Origin of the sequence: Devosia sp. 1566, from assembly GCF_004005995.1 — a bacterium.
GTDB lineage: Bacteria > Pseudomonadota > Alphaproteobacteria > Rhizobiales > Devosiaceae > Devosia.
In genome coordinates, this window is record NZ_CP034767.1 from 1,298,353 (window position 1) to 1,318,343 (window position 19,991).

At 61.4% G+C, this 19,991-nt stretch carries 21 protein-coding genes; 10 read left to right on the top strand and 11 right to left on the bottom strand.

Features of this window, described 5'->3' with window-relative positions:
* The first annotated feature begins 31 nt into the window (after window positions 1-31).
* From ELX51_RS06270 to ELX51_RS06280, 3 genes are all read left to right on the top strand, one after another.
* Window positions 32-946 carry an SMP-30/gluconolactonase/LRE family protein gene (locus ELX51_RS06270; protein WP_127752717.1) on the top strand — a complete coding sequence of 305 codons (915 nt, stop codon included), beginning with the start codon at window positions 32-34 and terminating at the stop codon, window positions 944-946.
* A 633-nt stretch (window positions 947-1,579) separates the two neighbouring features.
* Window positions 1,580-1,897 (top strand): septal ring lytic transglycosylase RlpA family protein, encoded by a 318-nt coding sequence (locus ELX51_RS06275; protein WP_248305264.1) that lies wholly within the window; start codon window positions 1,580-1,582, stop codon window positions 1,895-1,897.
* Between the two features lie 614 nt (window positions 1,898-2,511).
* Entirely contained in the window at window positions 2,512-3,432 is a 921-nt protein-coding gene (locus tag ELX51_RS06280) for an MYG1 family protein (RefSeq protein WP_127752719.1), read from the top strand.
* A 41-nt stretch (window positions 3,433-3,473) separates the two neighbouring features.
* Here the strand turns inward: ELX51_RS06280 and ELX51_RS06285 are convergent, their stop codons facing one another.
* A complete protein-coding gene (locus ELX51_RS06285) occupies window positions 3,474-4,376 on the bottom strand; it encodes a S1C family serine protease (protein ID WP_127752720.1) in 903 nt (300 codons plus the stop codon).
* A gap of 192 nt (window positions 4,377-4,568) precedes the next feature.
* Between ELX51_RS06285 and ELX51_RS06290 the strand changes: the two genes are divergently transcribed.
* Both ELX51_RS06290 and ELX51_RS06295 read left to right on the top strand, forming a co-directional pair.
* Window positions 4,569-4,760, top strand: a complete 192-nt coding sequence (locus ELX51_RS06290; RefSeq protein WP_127752721.1) for a hypothetical protein — start codon at window positions 4,569-4,571, stop codon at window positions 4,758-4,760.
* A 148-nt stretch (window positions 4,761-4,908) separates the two neighbouring features.
* Window positions 4,909-5,118: a YMGG-like glycine zipper-containing protein gene (locus ELX51_RS06295; RefSeq protein WP_127752722.1), complete on the top strand. Its 210-nt coding sequence runs from the start codon at window positions 4,909-4,911 to the stop codon at window positions 5,116-5,118.
* A 74-nt stretch (window positions 5,119-5,192) separates the two neighbouring features.
* Here the strand turns inward: ELX51_RS06295 and ELX51_RS06300 are convergent, their stop codons facing one another.
* On the bottom strand, window positions 5,193-6,227 hold the full coding sequence (locus ELX51_RS06300; protein ID WP_127752723.1) for a LacI family DNA-binding transcriptional regulator: 1,035 nt from the start codon (window positions 6,225-6,227) through the stop codon (window positions 5,193-5,195).
* Window positions 6,228-6,426: 199 nt separating this feature from the next.
* On the opposite strand from ELX51_RS06300, the gene ELX51_RS06305 reads away from it, so the two are divergent.
* The 5 genes from ELX51_RS06305 to ELX51_RS06325 all read left to right on the top strand — a co-directional run bounded on the left by ELX51_RS06305 (window position 6,427) and on the right by ELX51_RS06325 (window position 11,546).
* Window positions 6,427-6,963, top strand: a complete 537-nt coding sequence (locus ELX51_RS06305) for a TRAP transporter small permease (RefSeq protein WP_127752724.1) — start codon at window positions 6,427-6,429, stop codon at window positions 6,961-6,963.
* A complete protein-coding gene (locus ELX51_RS06310; protein WP_127752725.1) occupies window positions 6,960-8,237 on the top strand; it encodes a TRAP transporter large permease subunit in 1,278 nt (425 codons plus the stop codon). Before ELX51_RS06305 ends, ELX51_RS06310 begins: the two co-directional genes overlap by 4 nt.
* Before the next feature lie 57 nt (window positions 8,238-8,294).
* Window positions 8,295-9,305: a TRAP transporter substrate-binding protein gene (locus ELX51_RS06315; RefSeq protein ID WP_127752726.1), complete on the top strand. Its 1,011-nt coding sequence runs from the start codon at window positions 8,295-8,297 to the stop codon at window positions 9,303-9,305.
* A 124-nt stretch (window positions 9,306-9,429) separates the two neighbouring features.
* Window positions 9,430-10,644: a mandelate racemase/muconate lactonizing enzyme family protein gene (locus ELX51_RS06320; protein WP_127752727.1), complete on the top strand. Its 1,215-nt coding sequence runs from the start codon at window positions 9,430-9,432 to the stop codon at window positions 10,642-10,644.
* Window positions 10,645-10,661: 17 nt separating this feature from the next.
* Complete coding sequence (locus tag ELX51_RS06325; protein ID WP_127755191.1) at window positions 10,662-11,546, top strand: DMT family transporter; 885 nt, start codon at window positions 10,662-10,664, stop codon at window positions 11,544-11,546.
* Here the strand turns inward: ELX51_RS06325 and dld are convergent, their stop codons facing one another.
* The 9 genes from dld to ELX51_RS06370 all read right to left on the bottom strand — a co-directional run bounded on the left by dld (window position 11,547) and on the right by ELX51_RS06370 (window position 19,991).
* Entirely contained in the window at window positions 11,547-13,232 is a 1,686-nt protein-coding gene (dld, locus tag ELX51_RS06330) for a D-lactate dehydrogenase (RefSeq protein ID WP_127752728.1), read from the bottom strand. It lies immediately after the preceding gene.
* Between the two features lie 129 nt (window positions 13,233-13,361).
* Window positions 13,362-13,688, bottom strand: a complete 327-nt coding sequence (locus tag ELX51_RS06335; protein WP_248305265.1) for a cupin domain-containing protein — start codon at window positions 13,686-13,688, stop codon at window positions 13,362-13,364.
* Between the two features lie 4 nt (window positions 13,689-13,692).
* Window positions 13,693-14,454 (bottom strand): 2-dehydro-3-deoxy-D-gluconate 5-dehydrogenase KduD, encoded by a 762-nt coding sequence (kduD, locus tag ELX51_RS06340; RefSeq protein WP_127752729.1) that lies wholly within the window; start codon window positions 14,452-14,454, stop codon window positions 13,693-13,695.
* Window positions 14,454-15,296: a 5-dehydro-4-deoxy-D-glucuronate isomerase gene (gene kduI, locus ELX51_RS06345; protein ID WP_127752730.1), complete on the bottom strand. Its 843-nt coding sequence runs from the start codon at window positions 15,294-15,296 to the stop codon at window positions 14,454-14,456. Before kduI ends, kduD begins: the two co-directional genes overlap by 1 nt.
* A gap of 21 nt (window positions 15,297-15,317) precedes the next feature.
* Entirely contained in the window at window positions 15,318-16,046 is a 729-nt protein-coding gene (locus ELX51_RS06350) for a FadR/GntR family transcriptional regulator (RefSeq protein ID WP_127752731.1), read from the bottom strand.
* 3 nt (window positions 16,047-16,049) lie between these two features.
* Complete coding sequence (locus tag ELX51_RS06355; RefSeq protein ID WP_127752732.1) at window positions 16,050-17,333, bottom strand: TRAP transporter large permease; 1,284 nt, start codon at window positions 17,331-17,333, stop codon at window positions 16,050-16,052.
* 5 nt (window positions 17,334-17,338) lie between these two features.
* Window positions 17,339-17,866: a TRAP transporter small permease gene (locus tag ELX51_RS06360; protein ID WP_127752733.1), complete on the bottom strand. Its 528-nt coding sequence runs from the start codon at window positions 17,864-17,866 to the stop codon at window positions 17,339-17,341.
* 137 nt (window positions 17,867-18,003) lie between these two features.
* Window positions 18,004-18,984 (bottom strand): TRAP transporter substrate-binding protein, encoded by a 981-nt coding sequence (locus ELX51_RS06365; RefSeq protein WP_127752734.1) that lies wholly within the window; start codon window positions 18,982-18,984, stop codon window positions 18,004-18,006.
* Between the two features lie 230 nt (window positions 18,985-19,214).
* Window positions 19,215-19,991, bottom strand: a complete 777-nt coding sequence (locus tag ELX51_RS06370; protein WP_127752735.1) for a FadR/GntR family transcriptional regulator — start codon at window positions 19,989-19,991, stop codon at window positions 19,215-19,217.

The following is a 19,991-nucleotide window of genomic DNA, read 5'->3' on the forward strand; positions in this document are numbered from 1 at the left end:
AGCCCAAGAAGCAATCTCGGAGGAGGGTATTTTGGCTGCATCGGATTATGAAGTTCTGGACGAACGCTTTGCGCGCCTGCCGTGCACCACGGCCAACGTCCACAAGCTTTATCAAGGCTGCCATTGGGCCGAAGGTCCCGCATACTTCCCGGCCGGGCGCTACCTCGTCTGGTCCGACGCGCCCAACAACCGCATGCTGCGCTATGATGAGGCCAGCGACGCCGTCAGCGTCTTCCGCCAGCCCGCCAACAACAGCAACGGCAACACCGTTGACCGCCAGGGTCGCCTTGTTACCTGCGAACATGGCACCCGCCGCGTCACCCGCACCGAGCATGACGGCTCCATCACGGTCCTTGCCGACAAGTTCAACGGCAAGCGGCTGAACAGCCCCAATGACGTGGTGGTCAAGTCAGACGGCTCGATCTGGTTCACCGACCCGACCTATGGCATCGATTCTGACTACGAGGGCAACAAGGCCGAAAGCGAGATCGGCGCGTCCAATGTCTACCGGATCGATCCCGCTTCCGGCGCGCTCACCATTGTCTGTGATGACTTCGTCAAGCCAAATGGCCTTGCGTTCTCGCCCGATGAAAAGTTGCTTTACGTCGTTGACACCGGCCGCACCCACGGTCCGCAGAACCCGGCCCATATGCGCGTCTTCGAGGTCGGCGAGAATGGCACGCTCTCAGGCGGTCGGGTGTTCGCGGATTGCACGGCCGGGCTGTTCGACGGCTTCCGCCTCGATACGGCAGGCCGCATCTGGACCTCGGCTGCCGATGGCGTGCACGTTTATGATCCCGATGGCACGCTGATCGGCAAGGTGCGCATTCCCGAAGTCGTCGCCAATGTATGCTTTGGCGGACCCAAGCGGGACCGACTTTTTATCTGCGCCACGACGACACTGTATTCCGTGCGCCTGTTCGTTAACGGCGCGAAGACCTTCTGACCCGATCGCGCAGGCTTAGGCAAGCGCACAAAAACAAAGGCCCCGGCAGCTATAACAGCGCCAGGGCCTTCTTTTCGCCGGCGGCCGCGAGGAGGGGATCGCGCACCGGCTTAACCCTTAGATAGTTGCGGCTGGCCTACCCGCAAGACGCTCCCCGGTCACGAGATAGAGAGGGTGCATCAAGGGTAGTTTCCTGTTCTTTGCTGCGTGCTCCGCTCCCGATCTCCCGATCTCCCGAGCCCTGTAGTGCGGGCTTTCCGCGGCATTGAAGTGCTAAATCCCTGTTCCCAACAGGTCCAACATCTCCGCTGGCGCGTGCGAGTAAAGGTTACAGCGGCGCTTGGGGAGCGTCCTCAATGTCCAGCTACACGCGACCTGCGTCGACCAGGCACACCTGTCGCAGGGTTGACGATCCTGGTTTGGACGCATGTTGGGCAGCAACGCCCCACAATAAGGACGCAATGCGGCATGGTCCCAGAATCACCCTAATCCAGCCGTTCCGTCCGCCCATTGAGGCCGCAACGATCCCTTTAATGCTGACCTCAACGTCAACAGCGAGATATCGTTCCCTTAATGCAGAAGATTTTCAAAGCCGCCGCCGTTGCTCTTTCCCTCACCCTCGCCGCAGTTCCAATGGCTCCACAAGCTTTCGCCAAGGACAGCACCTTGTCGGGTGTGGCTTCCTGGTATGGCCCCGGCTTTCACGGGCGCACCACGGCCAATGGTGAGAAGTACAATATGCACCAGCTCACCGCGGCTCACAAATCCCTCAAGTTCGGCACCAAGGTTCGTGTGACCAACAAGAAGAACGGCAAGTCCGTCATCGTGCGGATCAATGATCGTGGACCTTACGTCGGCAGCCGGATCATCGACCTTTCCAAAGGCGCTGCCCAGGCCATCGGCATGATCGGCTCCGGGACCGCGTCGGTCACTGTAGAAATACTCGCATAAATAAGCTGAAATTGCACCTCAATGCGCTCGGGAACAAACCAATAAGACGGGTGTTCTTCAAGCAGAGGTGATCATCATGCGTAAAGTCCTTGTAGTCTTCGCAGCCGCTGTGGCACTGGCAGGCTGTTCTACGTCTCGAGAGCGCGTCGTGGTCTTATCACCACCAACTGCGGTTATTGTTCAGCCGCAGCCAGTGGTTCGGCGCGTCGAACCGCCACTCGCCAGGGGAAATGTGGATTCCGTCGCGGCGCTGCGGCCCGGCCGCGGCTATGTCGCCGCGTTTCCGGAAGCTGACCGCCGTGCGGCATGCGTGCGGCTCGATTATCGGCCCGGCACCCGCGGCTTCTCGCGCTGCTTGGTAGGAGATTTCCCGGAGAACCCCTACTTCGCCAGCCGATAGCCAAGCCAGCGTTGACCCAGAAGACTGCGCAATTTGCCCCGAGCGGCCGGTTCAGCGATCGGCTGCTGTTCGCTGAGTCCTGCGCTTCTGATCATCCGCCATTCGGGGTAGAGCTTGGCGCCTCCCGCACTTTTGTTGCCATGCGCCACTGGTTTATCGGCGAGCCAGATGCTAGGCGCCGTATCGATCTGCCCAAGAAAGGCGCGTTCCCGTTTTGCAGCCGAACTTTCTCGTTACTCACTCCGGTGGCTTTCACGCCGACGAACTCCTGTCCAGCGTCGTTCTGACCCGGCTCTTCCCCGATGCGCAACTAATCCGCTCCCGCGCTGCACAGTGGATTACTCCCGCCCAAGACCGCATCATCTACGATGTTGGCGGCGCCTATGATGCCGCAGCACAGATATTCGATCACCATCAGCGCGGTGCGCCGGTTCGGGACAGCGGCGAGCCGTTCAGCTCCTTTGGCTTGGTCTGGAAGCACTACGGACGCGATTATCTCCGTGCCTCAGGGATCATCGACGCCAATTTGGATGAGGTGCACGCCTCCTTTGACAGCGAATTCGTTCTCCCGGTCGACCTGATGGACAATGGCGCGCTCAGCGCCAGCGTCGCGGGGGCCCTGGCCGAACTAACCCTGCCGGCTTTGCTGGATAGTCTCAAGCCCCCCTTTGATCAGGCCGATCCAGCCAGCGAAGACAGAGCCTTTGCCGAAGCTCTCGCCATCGTCAGCCGGTTTGTTGAGGGCAATGTCGCTCGCAGGGCTGCCAAATTGCGCGCGGAACAAGTGGTTTTGCAGGCCATCGAAACAGCCGGCTCAGGACGGATCCTAGAGCTTCCCCAGGGCATGCCATACCGATCAGCGATCGCGAAATCAGGTGCCGACCACCTGCTCTTTGTGGTCCATCCCCGCGACAAGGATTGGTGCCTGGGCGGCATTCCGGTCGTGCAAGGCGAATTCAAGCTCCGCGCGGATCTTCCCGCCGCATGGGCAGGCTTGACCAATGGCGATCTCGAGGCCGTCTGCGGCGTCGAGGGCGCGAGCTTCTGCCACAATGGGCGGTTCATCGCGGCGGCAAAGTCTCGCGACGCCATCCTGGCCATGGCCGACTTGGCTGTTCGAGAAATTACCTCCTGATCCCACTCCGCTCCGATCCCTCGGGGCAGGGGCGTTGTTCGTTACTGCAGTTGCGGCTTTTGCAGGAAGCTGTTGCGGTCCGCGGTTTTTACCCGGACCCAATTGTCTCTTCCGTCTCGGACCAGGCGCAAGGCGAACTCGGAGCCCACCGGCGACGTGGTCCAAAGCTTGCGGTAAAAATCACTCAGGCCATTGATAGCATGGCCGTCGAGCTCACTGATGATGTCCCCGCTCTTGAGCCCCGCGTCTGCAGCGGGGCCGTGCTCGGCGACGCTCATCACGATCACCTCGTTGTTCTGCTCGGCCGTGAACACGCCTAGCCACGGGCGAGGCTCGTTCCGCGACCGCCCGAGGTTGACGAGGTCATCAAGGATGTCCTTCAACAAATCGATCGGCACGAACATATTGATGTCCGTGGTGCGCCCGAGTTGCAGCATCTGCAGGCGCAGCGAACCCAGTCCGATCAGCTGACCCTGCGGATCCACCAGCGCAGCCCCGCCCCAGGAAGGGTGGAATGGGGCGGTAAAGATCGCCTCATCAAGCAGATATTCCCAGTAACCGGCGAATTCCTGCTTGGCGACTATCTCGGTCAGCACCTCACTGCCTTCCCCATCAATGATAGTGCCGATATCGCCCAACTTGGTGGCTCCGGAACTGCCAAGGGTAAGGGCAGGGAGATCCAGTTCTCCCAAAGCCTGGACGAGGCCAAATCCGGTTTGCTGGTCGATGCCGAGCACATGGGCGTAGACAACCCGCCCGTCATGCGTGGTTAGCCATACTTCCTCAGCCTCGGTGATGAGATATCCGATGGTCAGGACCAGGCCGGTGGTGTTGATGACGACGCCGCTGCCTTCGCGGATCGTACCCAGGGTCGAGGCGGTGAATGCCGTTTCGGGCACCATCGCCCTGAGGGACACAATGGAGGTTCGGAACTTGTTGGTCATTTCTATCTCCCCACGGCGAGCCATGCACTTGTTCCAGATAGGATGATATCGCACAGCCGCAAGGCTCGTCTCCAGCCCGTTAACATGCTCTGCCGGTTCAACCCGCGAGAGTGAAGTGCCATACAGAAGCTGGCCTCGTGCTTTACGTTCACTGGCGCCTGTCAGCTTCGGAGTGAAACATTGACAAAACGCATGTCCAAGACCCTCGCGGCAGAGATCGCAGAACGAACAATGCAGGTCGTCAACCCGCAAAACCGCGCTCTCGCGCTGAGCGCGACGCTGCGCCGACACGGCTTTGCCTTGCCCGACCAGTTGCCCGCTTCCATTTTGGATAAGTCCGAGCTGAAGGCCTGGTTGCTAGCCACCTACACTACAAGCGGCTGACGCCAGGAGCCCATTTCGGCAATCCAGGAAGGTAAGTCCCACTCCCTCAACGACAATCCTTGCGGCTTTGATCTAAGTTGCGGCAATCTCGGTTGGAACCACATAGGATTTTAGTGGTTCACTCTCCATCTTACCTCCGGAGGAAAACATGAAGAAGATTGCACCTATTGCCTTGGTCCTTGTTGGGGCCATGTCCCTTACTGCGTGCACCACCACTGAGCGTACTGTCGCTGGCGCTGCGATTGGCGCTGGCGCTGGCGCAGTTGTCGGCGGCGCGGTCGCTGGCACGCCCGGCGCCGTTGTCGGTGGCGTCGCCGGTGGCGCGACGGGCGCCGTCATTGGCCGGAACTCCCGATAGGCGACCAATACGTCTCGAGAATGTCTGGGGCTTGAGTTCGCTCGGGCCCCTTTTTCATGGGCGATAGGTTGGCGTCAGTCGCGAATCTGACGATCCGTACTGTCTCTCGCCTTGAGCTCGAAACCAAGGTTCACCACCGCGGGCACAGGGCGCTCGCCATTGGCGGCGGCGATGATCATGTCGATCGCCTGGCGCCCCATTTCGTAGCGCGGCGTGCGGATCGATGACACGCTCGGCGCGCTCGCTGCAGCATATTCCAGGTCGTTATAGCCCATAATGCCGAATTGGCTCGGTACGCGGATATGTCGCCGCTGGCACTCGAAAAGGGCGCCCAGGGCCATGTCATCATTGTTGCAGAATACGGCATCTGCATCCGGCACCAGTTCAAGAAAATCGGCGAGCATCTCCGCGCCTCGGGTGACCGAAGATGGGTGCGGGCTGGTATAGATCAGCCTTTCGTCAAACAGATCGACAGCTTGCAAAACGTCCCGATATCCCTCCAGCCGCCGTTGCGCGCGCGGGTCCATACGGGCTCCAATGAAACCGATACGCCGATAACCTTTCTCCAGCAGGTGCCGCGCCGCGGCGCGCCCGCCTTCCCGGTGGTCAAACCCGATCATCATGTCGATTGGGCTGGCGCCGATGTCCATGATCTGCACCACCGGACAGCCGAAGCTGTCGAGCATGGCACGCGCCAATTCGCTTTGATCGATTCCCGCTACCACGAGCCCCGCGGGACGCTGTGCACCAAACAAGCGCAGAAGCTCTTCTTCCTTGCGGTTCGTATAACGCGAATTGCCCAGCTGCACTTGGTAAGCTGTGCCTTCCGCCGCGTCGAAAATGCCCCGCAGCACCTCCGCAAAGACCTGGTTGGTCAGGGATGGGATGATCACCCCGATGGTCGAGGTGGTCGCGGATGCGAGCGCGCGGGCTGCCTGGTTAGGTGTATAGCCGAGACTCGCAACGGCCTCTTTTACCCTCGCCAAAGCAAGCCCGGACACTATGTCAGGCGTCCGCAAAGCGCGAGATGCGGTGATAGCGCTTACACCAGCAGCGGCCGCGACATCCTTGAGCGTTACCGCTCTGTAACTTCTGCCATTTTCCCCCATCGCCCCTCCAAATGCACCCGTCCGCAGCAGGTGAGCCGTTGACAATGACATACGCTGTCATTTAAGCCGTTGTCTATATTGACGGCTGACCAGAGCAGTCGTGAGGGGAGAGCGGCAGGCCGCAATGCGCGGCAGGCTGTGGGGAGAAGATCATCGTGACCAATGCGACTCCGTTCGCCACACTCGGGGCATGCTTGCCATGAGGCGGCTCACTTCGGGCATCGGCAGGATCATCGAAGTATCCCTTGTGCTGCTGCTTGCAGGCATGGCGGCCATGATCTTTCTCAATGTCGTGCTTCGCTACGGATTTAATTCCGGCCTGGTCATTTCCGAGGAAATGAGCCGGTTCTTTTTTGTCTGGCTCACCTTTATCGGGGCCGTGTTGGCCTTCAGTGAGAATGGTCATCTGGGTGTCGAAACGCTGGTTCGTCGGTTCGGCCGCCGTGGCCGCATCATCTGCATGGCGCTGACCAACATCCTCATCCTGTTTTGCGTGGTGGTTCTGTTCTGGGGCACCTGGATGCAGGCGCCGATCAACGCCTCCATGCGTTCGCCAGTCGCTGGCATGCCCCTGGCCTATGTGTTCGGTGTCACCTTCTTTACCGCGGCCGGCATTGGTGTGATCGCGATCTGGCGGTTGTTCCGAATTTTCACCGGCCGGGTGACCGAAGGCGAGATCGCCCAGTTCGTGGGTGACTACGAGAGTATCGACAGCTTGCTGGAGCGCGGCGAATGACGCTGTTCGTATTCCTCTCGTCACTGCTGGGCGCCATGGCTATCGGCGCACCGATCGCCTTTGCGCTGATGTTCTGCGGCATCGTGCTGATGACCTATATGGGCATCTTCAATCCCCAGATCGTCGCCCAGAACATGGTCGATGGCACCAACAGCTTCATTCTGCTGGCCATTCCGTTCTTCATCCTCGCTGGCGAGTTGATGAATGCGGGTGGCCTGTCCAAGCGCATCATCGATTTCGCCATCTCCTTTGTTGGGCATCTCCGTGGCGGCCTCGGCTTTGTCGCCATCTTCGCAGCCCTGATCATGGCCTCGCTGTCGGGTTCTGCCGCCGCCGATACGGCAGCGCTGGCCGCCATTCTGATCCCCATGATGAGCAAGGCCGGCTACAACGTGCCTCGTTCTGCTGGCTTGATCGCAGCGGGGGGCATTATCGCCCCAGTGATCCCACCTTCCATCGCCTTCATCGTTTTTGGCGTGGCCGCCAATGTGTCGATCACTCAGCTGTTCCTGGCCGGCATCGTGCCGGGCCTGCTGATGGCGGTGGCGCTGCTAGTTGCTTGGTCCATCGTGTCGCGCCGGGATGGCGTCGAGGTCCTGCCGAAGCAGGATTGGGGTGCCCGCGGCCGTGCCACCTTGCGTGCTGGCTGGGCGCTGATGATGCCCGTGATCATTCTGGGCGGCATTCGCTTCGGCATCTTTACGCCAACCGAGGCTGGTGTGATCGCCGCCGTATACGCCATGTTCGTCGGCCTGTTCATCTATCGCGAACTCAAGCTCGTCGATCTTTATTGGGTGTTCCTGCGCGCCGCCAAGACTACATCGGTGGTCCTGTTCCTGGTAGCGGGTGCGCTGGTTTCGGCCTGGCTCATCACCAGCGCCAACATCCCGGGCGAGATCACCCGCATTCTTGAGCCGGTGATGGGCAACCAACTGCTCCTGATGCTGCTCATCATGGTGCTGGTCTTCGTCGTCGGTACGGCGCTCGATCTCACCCCCACCATTCTCATCCTCACCCCGGTCCTGATGCCCATCGTGCGTCAGGCCGGTATCGACCCGGTCTACTTCGGCGTCCTGTTCATCATGAACAACTGCATCGGCCTGCTGACGCCGCCCGTTGGTGTCGTGCTCAATGTGGTGAGCGGCGTGGCGCGCGTGCCCCTTGGCAAGGTTATCACCGGCGTGATGCCGTTCCTGCTGGCGCACTGTTTTGTGTTGCTGCTGCTGGTGCTGTTTCCAGAACTTGTCCTCACGCCGTTGCGCTGGCTGCGCTAGCCCCGCCGCGAGGACCTGACGACTAAAGAACGACGTCCAAAAGAGGAGGACAACCACATGACACTCAAGGCACTTCTTGCCGCAAGCGTATCGGCAACTCTGATCGCGGCCCTGACCGTCCCGGCCAGCGCCGAAGTTTCCCAGCGCACCATTCGCATCGCCAACGGCATTGCCGCCGATCATCCGGTGGGCGACGGCGTCGATGCGATGACCCAGTGCATCGCCGAGCGCACTGACGGCGCCTGGACCGTCAACGCCTTCTGGAGCTCGGCGCTGGGCGACGATCTGCAGTCCGCCCAGTCCCTTCGCTCCGGCACGCTGGAAATGGTGATTTCCTCGAGCTCGCCACTTGTCGCCATCGAGCCGGCGCTGGGCGTGTTTGATCTGCCATTCCTGATCTCGAGCGAACAGGAAGCTGATGCCCTGCTGGATGGCGAATTCGGCCAGTACATCGCCGACATGATGCCGAAGCACAACTTGGTCAACTTGTCCTATTGGGAGAACGGCTTCCGCAATCTTTCCAACTCGCTGCGTCCGGTGGAAAGCCTTGAGGACTTCAAGGGCATGCGCGTTCGCGTGATGCAGAACAACATCTTCCTCGATACCTTCCAGACGCTGGGCACCAACGCCACGCCAATGGCATTCGGCGAAGTGTTCACGGCCCTCGAAACCGGCGCAATCGATGCGCAGGAAAACCCCTATGTGACGATCGACACCTCGCGCTTCTTTGAAGTGCAGGATTACGTCTCCAACACCCGCCACGCCTATACGCCGTTCATGGTCCTGTTCTCGAAGCCAATCTTTGACACCTACTCGGCCGAAGAGCAGCAGATCCTGCAGGAATGCTCCGTGGTTGGCCGCGACGTGCAGCGCAAAGCCAGCCGCACGCTTTCCGAGCAGTCGCTCCAGCGGATCAAGGATGCGGGCCTCGAGGTCAACGACATCTCGCCAGAGAACATGGCCAAGATCCGCGAAGCCGTGCAGGGCGTCTACGAGCGCAGTGCCGCCACCATCGGTGCCGAGGTCGTCGAGCGCGTCAACGCGGCCCTAGCCGAAATCCGCGGCTAAACCCGCGAGCGCATCACGGGGGCGGGACCAGTGCTTTGGTTCCGCCTCTTCTATCCCGCCCTGCCTACCCAATCCGCTGCTCGTTACTCAGCACGGCGCGGACAACCGCTCCCGGATTGCCTAGATGAAGATCACCGGCGTCGAAACGCTTCGGCTTGCCGAATTTGCCAACATTGTCTGGATTATTCTGCGCACCGACGAGGGCGTGAGCGGTCTGGGCGAAACCTTCATGGGCGCCGCAGCCGTTGAAGCCTATATCCACGAGACAGTTGCGCCAAAACTGATCGGCCGTGACCCGCTGCAGATCGAAGCCATTAATCGGGACCTGATCGGTTATCTTGGCTGGCGCGGGGCCGGTGTGGAAACACGCGGAAATTCCGCGGTGGATATCGCGCTTTGGGACATCTTCGGCAAAGTGCTTGGGGTGCCGATCTCGGTGGCCCTGGGTGGCAAGTCGCGCGACAAGATCCGCACCTACAACACCTGCGCCGGCTACCGTTACATCCGCGATGCGCGCGCGCAAAGTGTTGCCAATTGGGGCATGGGCGAAGCCGCCCCCGGTCCATACGAAGACTTGGACGCATTCCTCAACCGCGCCGACGATCTAGCCCACTCCCTGCTCGAGCAGGGCATCACCGGCATGAAGATCTGGCCCTTCGACTTGGCGGCCGAGCGCACCAATGGCCTGGATATCTCTGCCGAGGAGCTCACCATCGCTCTGGCGCCCTTTGAGCGCATACGCCGGGCGGTAGGCGACAAGATGGACATCATGGTGGAGTTCCACTCACTGTGGAAGCTGCCGGCCGCCCAGCGCATCGCCCGAGCGCTCAAGCCCTACGACACCTTCTGGCACGAAGATCCTGTTCGCATGGATAGCCTCGAGACGCTCAAGGCCTATGCCCCCCATTCCGATGCGATGATCTGTGCCTCCGAAACGCTGGCCTATCCCCATGCCTTCCGCGACTATCTCGCGACCGGTGTCGCGGGCGTTGCCATGCTCGATCTGTCCTGGTGCGGTGGCCTCTCCGAAGCCCGGAAAATTGCTGCACTCGCCGAAGCGCACCACATTCCGGTGGCGCCCCATGATTGCACGGGTCCCGTCGTGTTCATGGCCTCCTGCCATTTTTCGCTCCATGCGCGAAACACCCTGATCCAGGAGTCGGTGCGAGCCTTTTACACCGGCTGGTACACCGAGCTTGTGACCGCGTTGCCCCTCGTCAGCAAAGGCGAGATTTCGGTCACCGACGCGCCCGGCTTGGGGCTTGAGCTTCTGCCTGAGTTGTTTACCCGCCCCGATGCCATCCACCGCCGCTCAGGCGCCGACGGAGAAGTGACGTGACCACATCTAAGCCAGCCATGTCCCCCGCTCGAATGGGGGTGCTCGTCATGCTGCTGGCGATGTTCCTGTTCTCGCTCAATGATGCGATGGGCAAGTGGCTGGTCTCGACCTATTCGGTCGGTCAGGTCCTGCTGCTGCGCTCCGCCGTGGCGCTGCTGATCCTCTTGCCCTTCCTGTGGAAAGCGGGACTGCGCCCGATCCTTTCGGCCGAGCGCCCGTGGCTGCAGTTCATGCGCGTCGTGTTCTCCACCGCCGAAGTGTTCTGCTTTTACTGGGCGGTGTATTATCTGCCGCTCGCCGACGTGATGACCTACTGGCTTGCCGCGCCCATCTATGTCGCAGCCCTTTCGCCAATCCTGCTCAAGGAAAAGGTCGGTCCGGTGCGCTGGGCGGCCATTGCCCTGGGCTTTGTCGGCGTGCTCGTGGCGCTGACGCCCTCGGGTGAGATCAATTTCATTGCGCTCGGCGCCGCATTGGTCGGCACGCTGGCCTTTGCGCTAATGATGATCACTGGCCGCAGCCTGCGCGGCACGCCCGATACCACGCTGGTGCTGTTCCAGCTCGGCGGCGCACTGGTCGCAGGCCTGGTGCTGACCCCCTTCAGCTGGACCACGCCCACCGCCCCCGACTTCCTGCTGCTCGGCGCGCTCGGCGTTGTGGCCATGGTGGCCCATATCGGGGTCAATCGTGCGGTCAAGCTGGCCGATGCGGCAACCATCGCGCCCCTGCAATACACCCTGCTGCCCTGGGCCATCATCCTGGGCTATCTATTCTTCGGCGATCTGCCGCGCCCGCTGACGCTCCTCGGCGCGGCCATCATCCTCGCCTCGAGCTTCATCATCTATCTGCGCGAAAACCGCGCCAAGACCGAACTCGGCGCGGCCCAGCCTGAACCGGGTTGATCAGGCCGCCCACATCTTCTTGCGGGAGGTCTTGCCGATGCCAGGGTTGAAGCTGTTGGTTGGATCAAGGCTCCGATAGAAATCCTCAAGCGCCGGCTGCGCCTTATAGAGATGCCCCACATTGTGCTCGGCCGGATATTGCGCGCCCCGCGTGTCGAGGATCGCCAGCATCTCTTCTTCGAGCGCATGGCAATCCACGCCCTTCTTGGCCAGATATTCCTGGTGCAGCACATGGCAGAAGAAATGCCCGCAATAGATCGTGCGCTCGATCCGCTCGGTAATGCTGGCAGGCAGGGTTTCGAACCAATCAACCGCATTGCGGGGCAGGGCGACATCGAGCGCCACAATATTCTCGACCGTCTTTTTGTGCGTGGCGCGATAGCGCACCACTGAACCACCCACGACGAAGCGATGGAGGAACGCAGCTTCCCCTTCCTCCTTGGTGCATTCGAAAAAGTCCGCATCCCCACTTGGCAGGCGCGCGGCAAGATACTGGCGCGCTTCAGCCACGCCGGCGCCGCCCATCTTGAGCAGCAGGTGATGGGCATAGCGGTCGCGATACTCGTTCATGCGCTTGGGCAGGTGCTCGGGCCATAGTCGCGCCAGCGCGTTGAGCACATGGTCGCCAATGGTCGAGCCCAGCCGCAGCTGCTCGGTCAGGCCATCGAACCAGCTCTTGGCCGCATAGGCCTTGGGCACATTGTCGGTGCCGAAAGCTCGGATGAACAGGAACAAATCCTTGCCGTAGACCTGCGCGGTCTCATAGGCCTCCCGGTGGATATATTCCCCGGCAATCGGCAGGTTTTCGAACCTGGCGAGGATATCGCGCCGGATCTCCCCCAACGTATTGGGGTCATTAGCGCCGATATAGAACACGGTCACATCCTTATCGGCCTCGAACGTATCGAGCCGCACCGCAAAAACGCCGATGCGGCCGGCCGAGCCCGAAGCCTCATAGTGCCGCCGTGGATCGGCATTGAACCGTGCCGGCGTCGGGGCATCGATATCGCGCACATGCTCGCAATATTGCTTGTCCGAGGCCCACTGATTGCTCGCATGGGTGATGTCGCTGTCCCGATAATCCTTGCGGTCCAGCCGCGACAGCACCGTCTCGGGATCATCGCCCAGCGCCACACCCAGATGGTTGACCAGCTGCAATCGTCCTTCCGCATCGATCTGCGCATAAAGGGCAAACTGCGTGTAGGCCGGCCCGCGCCGGATCAGCGAGCCACCCGAATTGTTGCACACCCCGCCCGTGACCGACGCCCCGATGCAGCTCGAGCCAATAACCGAATGCGGCTCGCGGCCTATGGGGCGGAGCGCTTTTTCCAGCTTGTCTAGGGTGGCGCCGGGCAGGGCGATCACCTGCCGCCCTTCCTCGATGAGGTCGATCCGGTCGATCCGCATCGTGTTGATGATGACAATGGGCCGATCATAGTCGTTGCCTGCAGGCGTTGACCCGCCCGTCAGCCCGGTATTGGCCGCCTGAAAGATGACGATCACATCAGCCGCGACGCAGGCCTCGAGCACCCGCCATTGCTCGAGCAGCGTTGCCGGCCGCACGGCCGCGAGGATCTCCCCGTCACCATAGCGATAGCCCTTGCGGAAGCGGCGGGTGGCGCGCTCGCCCACATGCACATGTCCCGGTCCGACGATCGCTTCGAAAGTTTCAATCAGCCGATCCATGCTGCAGCTCCGAAATTTCAGACCGTTGCCGCTTAGCACGGCGCAAACTAGTTTTCACGCCTTCCGAGGTGACCGAGACGTTCAATAATCAGCGCTTTTCATCGGCAGACCGCAGGGCCGCAGAACTGCTTAGAGGAAATCGGCACGATGTGGCGTGAACACATCCACGAGGCGGCCCCGCTCAAGCGCCTTGACGCCATGGACCAGCCCTGACGGCACGATGAAGCTGCCCCCCTCGCCCACGGTTTGGGTTACCCCGTCGATGGTGACTTCGAACGAGCCCTCCGCCACATAGCTCACCTGGATATGGGGATGGCTATGGAGGGCGCCGATCGCACCGGCCTCGAAGGCGAACTCGACCTGCATCAACTCGTCGGTGTGGATCAGCACCCGGCGTTTATTGCCCGGGCCCAGTTCGGTCCAGGAGGTTTCGTTCGCCTGTGCAAAAAGCTTCATTTCATTACCTCGCGAGCCAGCCGCCATCCACGGGGATGACAGCGCCATGCATGTAGTTTGCAGCGTTGGACAGCAAGAACACTGCCGCATCGCCAATATCGGCAGGGGCACCCCAGCGCCCCGCTGGAATCCGCCCGAGGATCGCGGACGAACGTTCCGGATCGGCCCGCAGGGCCGCGGTGTTGTTGGTCTGGATATAGCCGGGGGCAATGGCATTGACGTTGATGCCCCGCGCCGCCCATTCATTGGCCAGCAGCCGGGTGATGCCGAGCACACCGCTCTTGGACGCCGTATAGCTCGCCACCCGCACGCCACCCTGAAAGCTGAGCATGGAGGCGATGTTGACGATCCGCGCCGGGCGGTTCGCCGCCAGCGCCTTCCGCCCCAAGGCCTGGCACAGAAAGAACATGCTCTTGAGATTGGTGTCCATCACATCGTCCCAATCGGCTTCCGTGAGGTCAACCGCATCGGCCCGCCTGATGATGCCAGCATTGTTGACCAGCCCATCAATCGGACCATGTTGGTCCCAGACGGCATCGAACATGGCTTGGGCGGCGCTGCTTGAACTCAGGTCTGCCTGCACTGGCACGAACGGGGCCGCCAGTTCGGCCAGCAACCCCGCAGTTTCATCCATGCTGGATCGGCCAACCCCGATCACGCGTGCGCCGGCCCGTCCGACCGATACGGCGATGCCTTGGCCGATCCCCGTATTGGCGCCGGTCACCACCACCGTATTGCCTTGAAGGCTGAATGCCGAAAGGTCCATCACAGCAGTTGATCCATGCCGACCTTCTCGACATCGGTATAGTCGACATTGTCGCCGGCCATGGCCCAGATAAAAGTATACGACCCCGTGCCTGCGCCTGCATGGATCGACCAGGGCGGGGAAATCACCGCCTGCTCGTTGCGCACGATAAGGTGCCGGGTTTCTTCGGGCTCGCCCATCAGATGCACCACCAGCGCATCGGGCTTGAGATCGAAGTAGAGATAAGCTTCCATGCGCCGGTCATGCACATGGGCCGGCATGGTGTTCCACACCGAACCCCGGGCAAAACTCGTCAGCCCGACCACCAACTGGCAGGTCTGCACGCTATCGGCGTTGACGAACTGGAAGATCGAACGCTCGTTGGCCGTTTCCTGGCTGCCGAGGTCGAGCCGCTTGGCGTCGCTCTGCCGGATGAGCTTGGTCGGGTACCCGGCGTGTGCCGGTGCGCTCAGCAGGTAGAACTTGGCCGGCTCGCTCTCGCCGGCCGAAGCGAACGTGACCGCTTGGCTGCCCATGCCGATATAAAGCATGTCGCGCGGCGCGAGTTCGTGCCTGGTGCCATCCGCCTCGATGCTGCCGGGCCCGCCAACATTAACGGCAATCAGTTCGCGCCGATCCAGAAAAGCCGCCGTGCCAGTAGGCGCAATGGATTCAAGCGTGAGCGGCGAGCCTGCCGGCATGGCGCCACCCACGGCCATGCGATCATAATGGGTATAGGTCCAGTTTACTGCGCCCGGCGTAAACAGGCTCTCGATCAGGAAATGCTCCCGCAATTCCTCGGTGTTCATGGTGGCCGCGCTGACCGGGTCGATGGCAAAGCGAATTTCATGTTCAGTGGTCATAACTGGTCCTCGGTAAGCGGGTTAGACGGTGCGCAGGCGGGCGCGATAGCGCTCCTGGCTGCGGGAAAGATGCTGGCGCATGGCCTCACGTGCGGCGGCCGCGTCCTGTGCCGAGATCGCCTCCATGATATCGCGGTGTTCTCGCTGCAGCCCGGCCTGATACTCACGGCTTAGAACAGTTTCGGTGCTCCAGGGCGAGGCCACATCGCATGGAATGGTTCGGCTACCCAGCGCTTCGAGCACCTCGGTGTAGAATGGGTTGTTGGTTGCCGCGGCAATCGCCCGATGGAAAGCGAAGTCTGTCTTGCCCGTGGGAATTCCCAGCTTGAGCAAACGGCCAAACTCGTTCCAGGCCTCATGAATGGCAGCTTCCTGGCTGGCGCTGCGCCGCACCGCTGCCAGACCCGCGGCTTCGATCTCGATGCCCATACGCACTTCAAGCACGTTGATGGCGACGGAAATCTTGTTGGCGCTTTCCGCCCCCAGGGCGTTGAAGGGGCTGGCCGGACTGGGCACAACGAACACCCCGGCGCCCTGGCGCGACTGCACCAGCCCGTCGGCTGCAAGAGCTGCGATTGCCTCGCGCACCACCGTGCGGCTGACGCCGAAGATCGTCGTCATCTGGCCCTCGGTCGGCAGCTTGCCGCTGGCGTCATATTCGCCCGCCGCGATCCGCCGGCGCAGCGTTCCGGTCACGAGGTCAGCAAGCTTTGGTCTTCGCAGGGCAGGGGAGCTTTCGGTTGCGCTCATCGCCTATCCCCTGAACAACGCCGGCAGCCACAGCGACAGGGCGGGGATATAGGTAACCAGGCCCAATACCACGATGCCGGCAAGGTAGAACGGCCAGATACTCTTCATCGCCTCCATCACGCTGATCTTGCCCACCGCAGCCGCCACGAACTGCACCGGCCCGAGCGGTGGCGTATTGAGCCCGATCCCGAGATTGAGGATCATGATCACCCCGAAATGCACGGGGTCCACGCCAAATGCCTTCACCATCGGCAAGAAGATCGGCGTCGTGATGATGATCAGTGGTCCCATATCCATGAAGGTGCCCAGCAGCAGCAGGGCCACATTGATCATCAGCAGGACCAGCAGGGGGTCCGAGGAGATCGTAGCCATGCCTTCGGTCAGAATGAGCGCGACTTTCAGATAGGCCATTAGCCAGGCAAAGCTCGCCGCCGCTCCGATGATAAACAACACCATTGCCGTGGTCCGCACCGCCCCCAGCACGGCTTGGACGAACTCGCTCCAGTTGAGCGAGCGGTAAATGATGAGGGTCACGAGCAGCGCATAGATCACCGCGATGCAGGAGCTTTCTGTCGCGGTGAATATCCCGGAGCGCACCCCGCCAAAGATGATGACGATGAGCATCAAGCCAGGGATGGAAACAAGGAAGAAGTAGCCGGCGCGCCGAAAGCCCGGAAAAGGCTCGGTGGGGTAACCGCGCTTGACGGCAACGAAATAAGCGGTGATCGCCAGCACAACCGCCAACAGCAAGCCCGGAATGATCCCGGCGGTGAACAGGTCGGCGATCGAGATATTGCCACCGCCCGAGAGCGAATAGATGATCATGTTGTGACTGGGCGGCAGCAGCAGCGCGATCAGCGCCGCCATGGAGGTCACATTGACCGCATAATCAGCGCCATAGCCGCGCGCCTTCATCTGCGGGATCATGATGCCACCCACCGCCGCAGCTTCCGCTACGGCTGAGCCCGAAATGCCGCCAAACAGTGTTGAGGCGGCAATATTGACCTGCCCCAGACCGCCCCGCACATGGCCGATCAGCGAGCCGGCAAAGGAGATGATGCGCGAAGCAATCCCGCCCCGCATCATCAGATCGCCGGCAAAGATGAAGAACGGAATGGCAAGCAGACTGAACGCCGACACACCCGAATTGAGCTGCTGGAACACCACCACCGGCGGGCGTCCGAGATAAACGATGGTGGCAAAGCTCGCGATCCCGAGGCAGAACGCGATCGGGGTGCCGATCACCATCAGCACGGTAAAGACGCCGAAAAGGATCCAGTATTCCATTGTGTTCAGGCCTCGGTGATCGTCGGGTCGGCGGCAACATCATCGATCGGCTCGCCGGCCAGCCGCAGCAGGAGGCGCTCGGCGGCAAACAGGCACATCAGCGCGCCAGACAAAACGATGGGGAAGTAGGTAAAGGATGTAGGCAGGCCGAGCACGGGAATGCGGGTCGACCAATAGCGCACCGCCAATTCGCTGCCATAAACCACCATGCCTAAAGCAAAGGCCAAGACGCACAGATCGCTGAGGGCCCGCAGCCATGGCTTGGCGCCCGGCGGCAGGACGTAGAGCAGCACGTCAAAGCCCATATGGAAGTTCTCGCGCACCCCCACGGCTGCGCCCAGGAAGATGAACCAGGTCATCAGCATGATCGAGCCGCTCTCCGTCCAGGCGGGGGAAGCGTTGATCACAAAGCGCATGAACACCTGGTAGGCAACGATCGCCGTCATCGCCACGAGGCCAATGCCGGCCAGCCATAAAATGACGGTCGAGAGCTGTCCCAGCCAGCGGCTGGTGGGCAAGAGCCAGGTTCGCATTGCAGTTGGACCTCATGGGTGAGCCTGCCGAGCCACCCGTCGTGGCCCGCAAGGCGTCACGCGCCCCCGTCAGCACCATGCGGCGGAGCGCGGTGGAATGGGCCGACGCCCGTGCGCCGGCCTCCGTTCCTTTTCGATCAGCCTTCGGTCGCCTGGATGCGGGCAACCAGATCCTGCAGCGCCGGGTCGGTGACATATTTGTCGTAGACCGGCTTCATCGCTTCGATAAAGGGAGCCTTGTCGACTTCGTTGATCTCGGCACCGAGTGCTTCCACGGCAGCCTTGGATTCCACTTCCTTGGCGGCCCAGAGCTCGCGCTGCTTGGCAACGGACTCCTTGGCGGCTTCGCGGAACAGCGCCTGGTCTTCTGGCGTCAGGCCATCCCAGACCACCTTAGAGATCACCAGCACTTCGGGCACCATCAGGTGCTCGTCCAGCGAATAGTATTTCGCCACTTCCGCATGGCCGGCCGTGTCGTAGCTGGGATAGTTGTTTTCGGCGCCATCGATCACGCCGGTCTGGATGCCCGAATAAACTTCGCCATAGGGCATGGGCGTGGCATTGCCACCAAAGGCGGCGACCATATCGACGAAGATATCGGACTGCATGACGCGCATCTTCATGCCCGAGATGTCAGCCGGGGAGGTGATGGGCTTCTGGCTGTTGTAGAACGAGCGCGCGCCACCATCGTAGAACGCAAGCGCCACCACATCCACCTTGTCGAAGGCGCCCAGGATTTCTTCCCCGATCGGGCCATCCAGCACCGCATGGAAGTGATCGGCCGAGCGGAAGATATAGGGCAGCTGCGTGACCGTGGCTTCCGGCACCTGCGTACCAAAGGCACCGATCGAGATGCGGTTCATGTCGATGACGCCAAACTGGGTCTGCTCGATCGTGTCCTTTTCCTCGCCCAGCTGGGCGGAATGGAACACTTCGACGCTGTAGCGGCCATCGGTTTTCTGGCTCAGCAATTCGCCGAAATGCTTGACTGCTTCCACCGTTGGGTAGCCGTCGGGATGCGTGTCGGACGAGCGCAGCACGGTTTGCGCGCTGGCAGTCGAAAGCATCAGGGTCGTAGCGACGAGCGCCGTCGCTGCCAATTTAGGCAGATGAAACATGGTATCCTCCCATATGCATGTCCGTGCGCTTTGCTCTAGGCATCGGCACCCCTGCTGGCTGCATTCTGGCCAGCACCGGCAGCGCTATTGCGCTTTGGGAACTGCATGATTGGTAGAAAACGGCTCAAATCCAGTCAACATACAAATACCAAAACTTGTATGATGAATCGCGCGAGCGTCTGCGGAGCTATTGTTGAGGGGGCAGAAGGGTAAGTATAGGCGCGTCCAAGCTAAAGCATACTCGGCCGAGTGACTCCGCCGGCGCCATTTTTGGCGCTGCGCAGCACCTCGGCCAGATCAAGCGCAATGCTGGCTTCCATCGCCGCCCGCGCCTTAGCCCGGTCGCCCGCTTCGATGGCGTGGATCAGCTCATCATGTAGACCGATCGAGCAGGTGGCGTATTGCGGCAGCACATTGGCTCCGCCCTTTGAGACCGCGAGCGCCAGGGTGAGTTCCACCACGCCCAGCACCGAGCGGAGGAGGGGGTTACCCGATCCATCCGCCAGCACGCGGTGGATTTCGAGACAGGCGAGGCCAAACTGTTCGGCGCTGCTGTCGGCCGTGCTCATCTGGTGCAGCCAATATTTCATCAGGCGCACCTGCTCGGCGGTCCGTCGCTGCGCCATCCGTTCCGCTGCCTGCGCCTCAAGCGGCGCGCGCACCTCGAACAGACCCTCGATGAAGGGGCCGGGCAGGGTGGCATAGAAGTGCCAGGACAGCACCTGCGGGTCGAAATAATTCCAGCGGCTTTGCGGCGACACCCTTGTGCCGATCTTGGGCCGCGCTTCCACCAGCCCCTTGGCCTCAAGCGTCTTGAGCGCTTCGCGCAACACGGTGCGCGACACGCCATAGCTCTCCATCATCTCCGCGTCGCTGGCCAGCGTGGAGCCGACGGGAAAGCTTCCGCCCACAATGGCTTGCCCGATTTCATTGATCACGAAGCTATGGAAGTTCCGTGCAGCAGGCCGCCCGGAAAGCGAGCGGATAAGGCTGCCAGGTTCGATCAT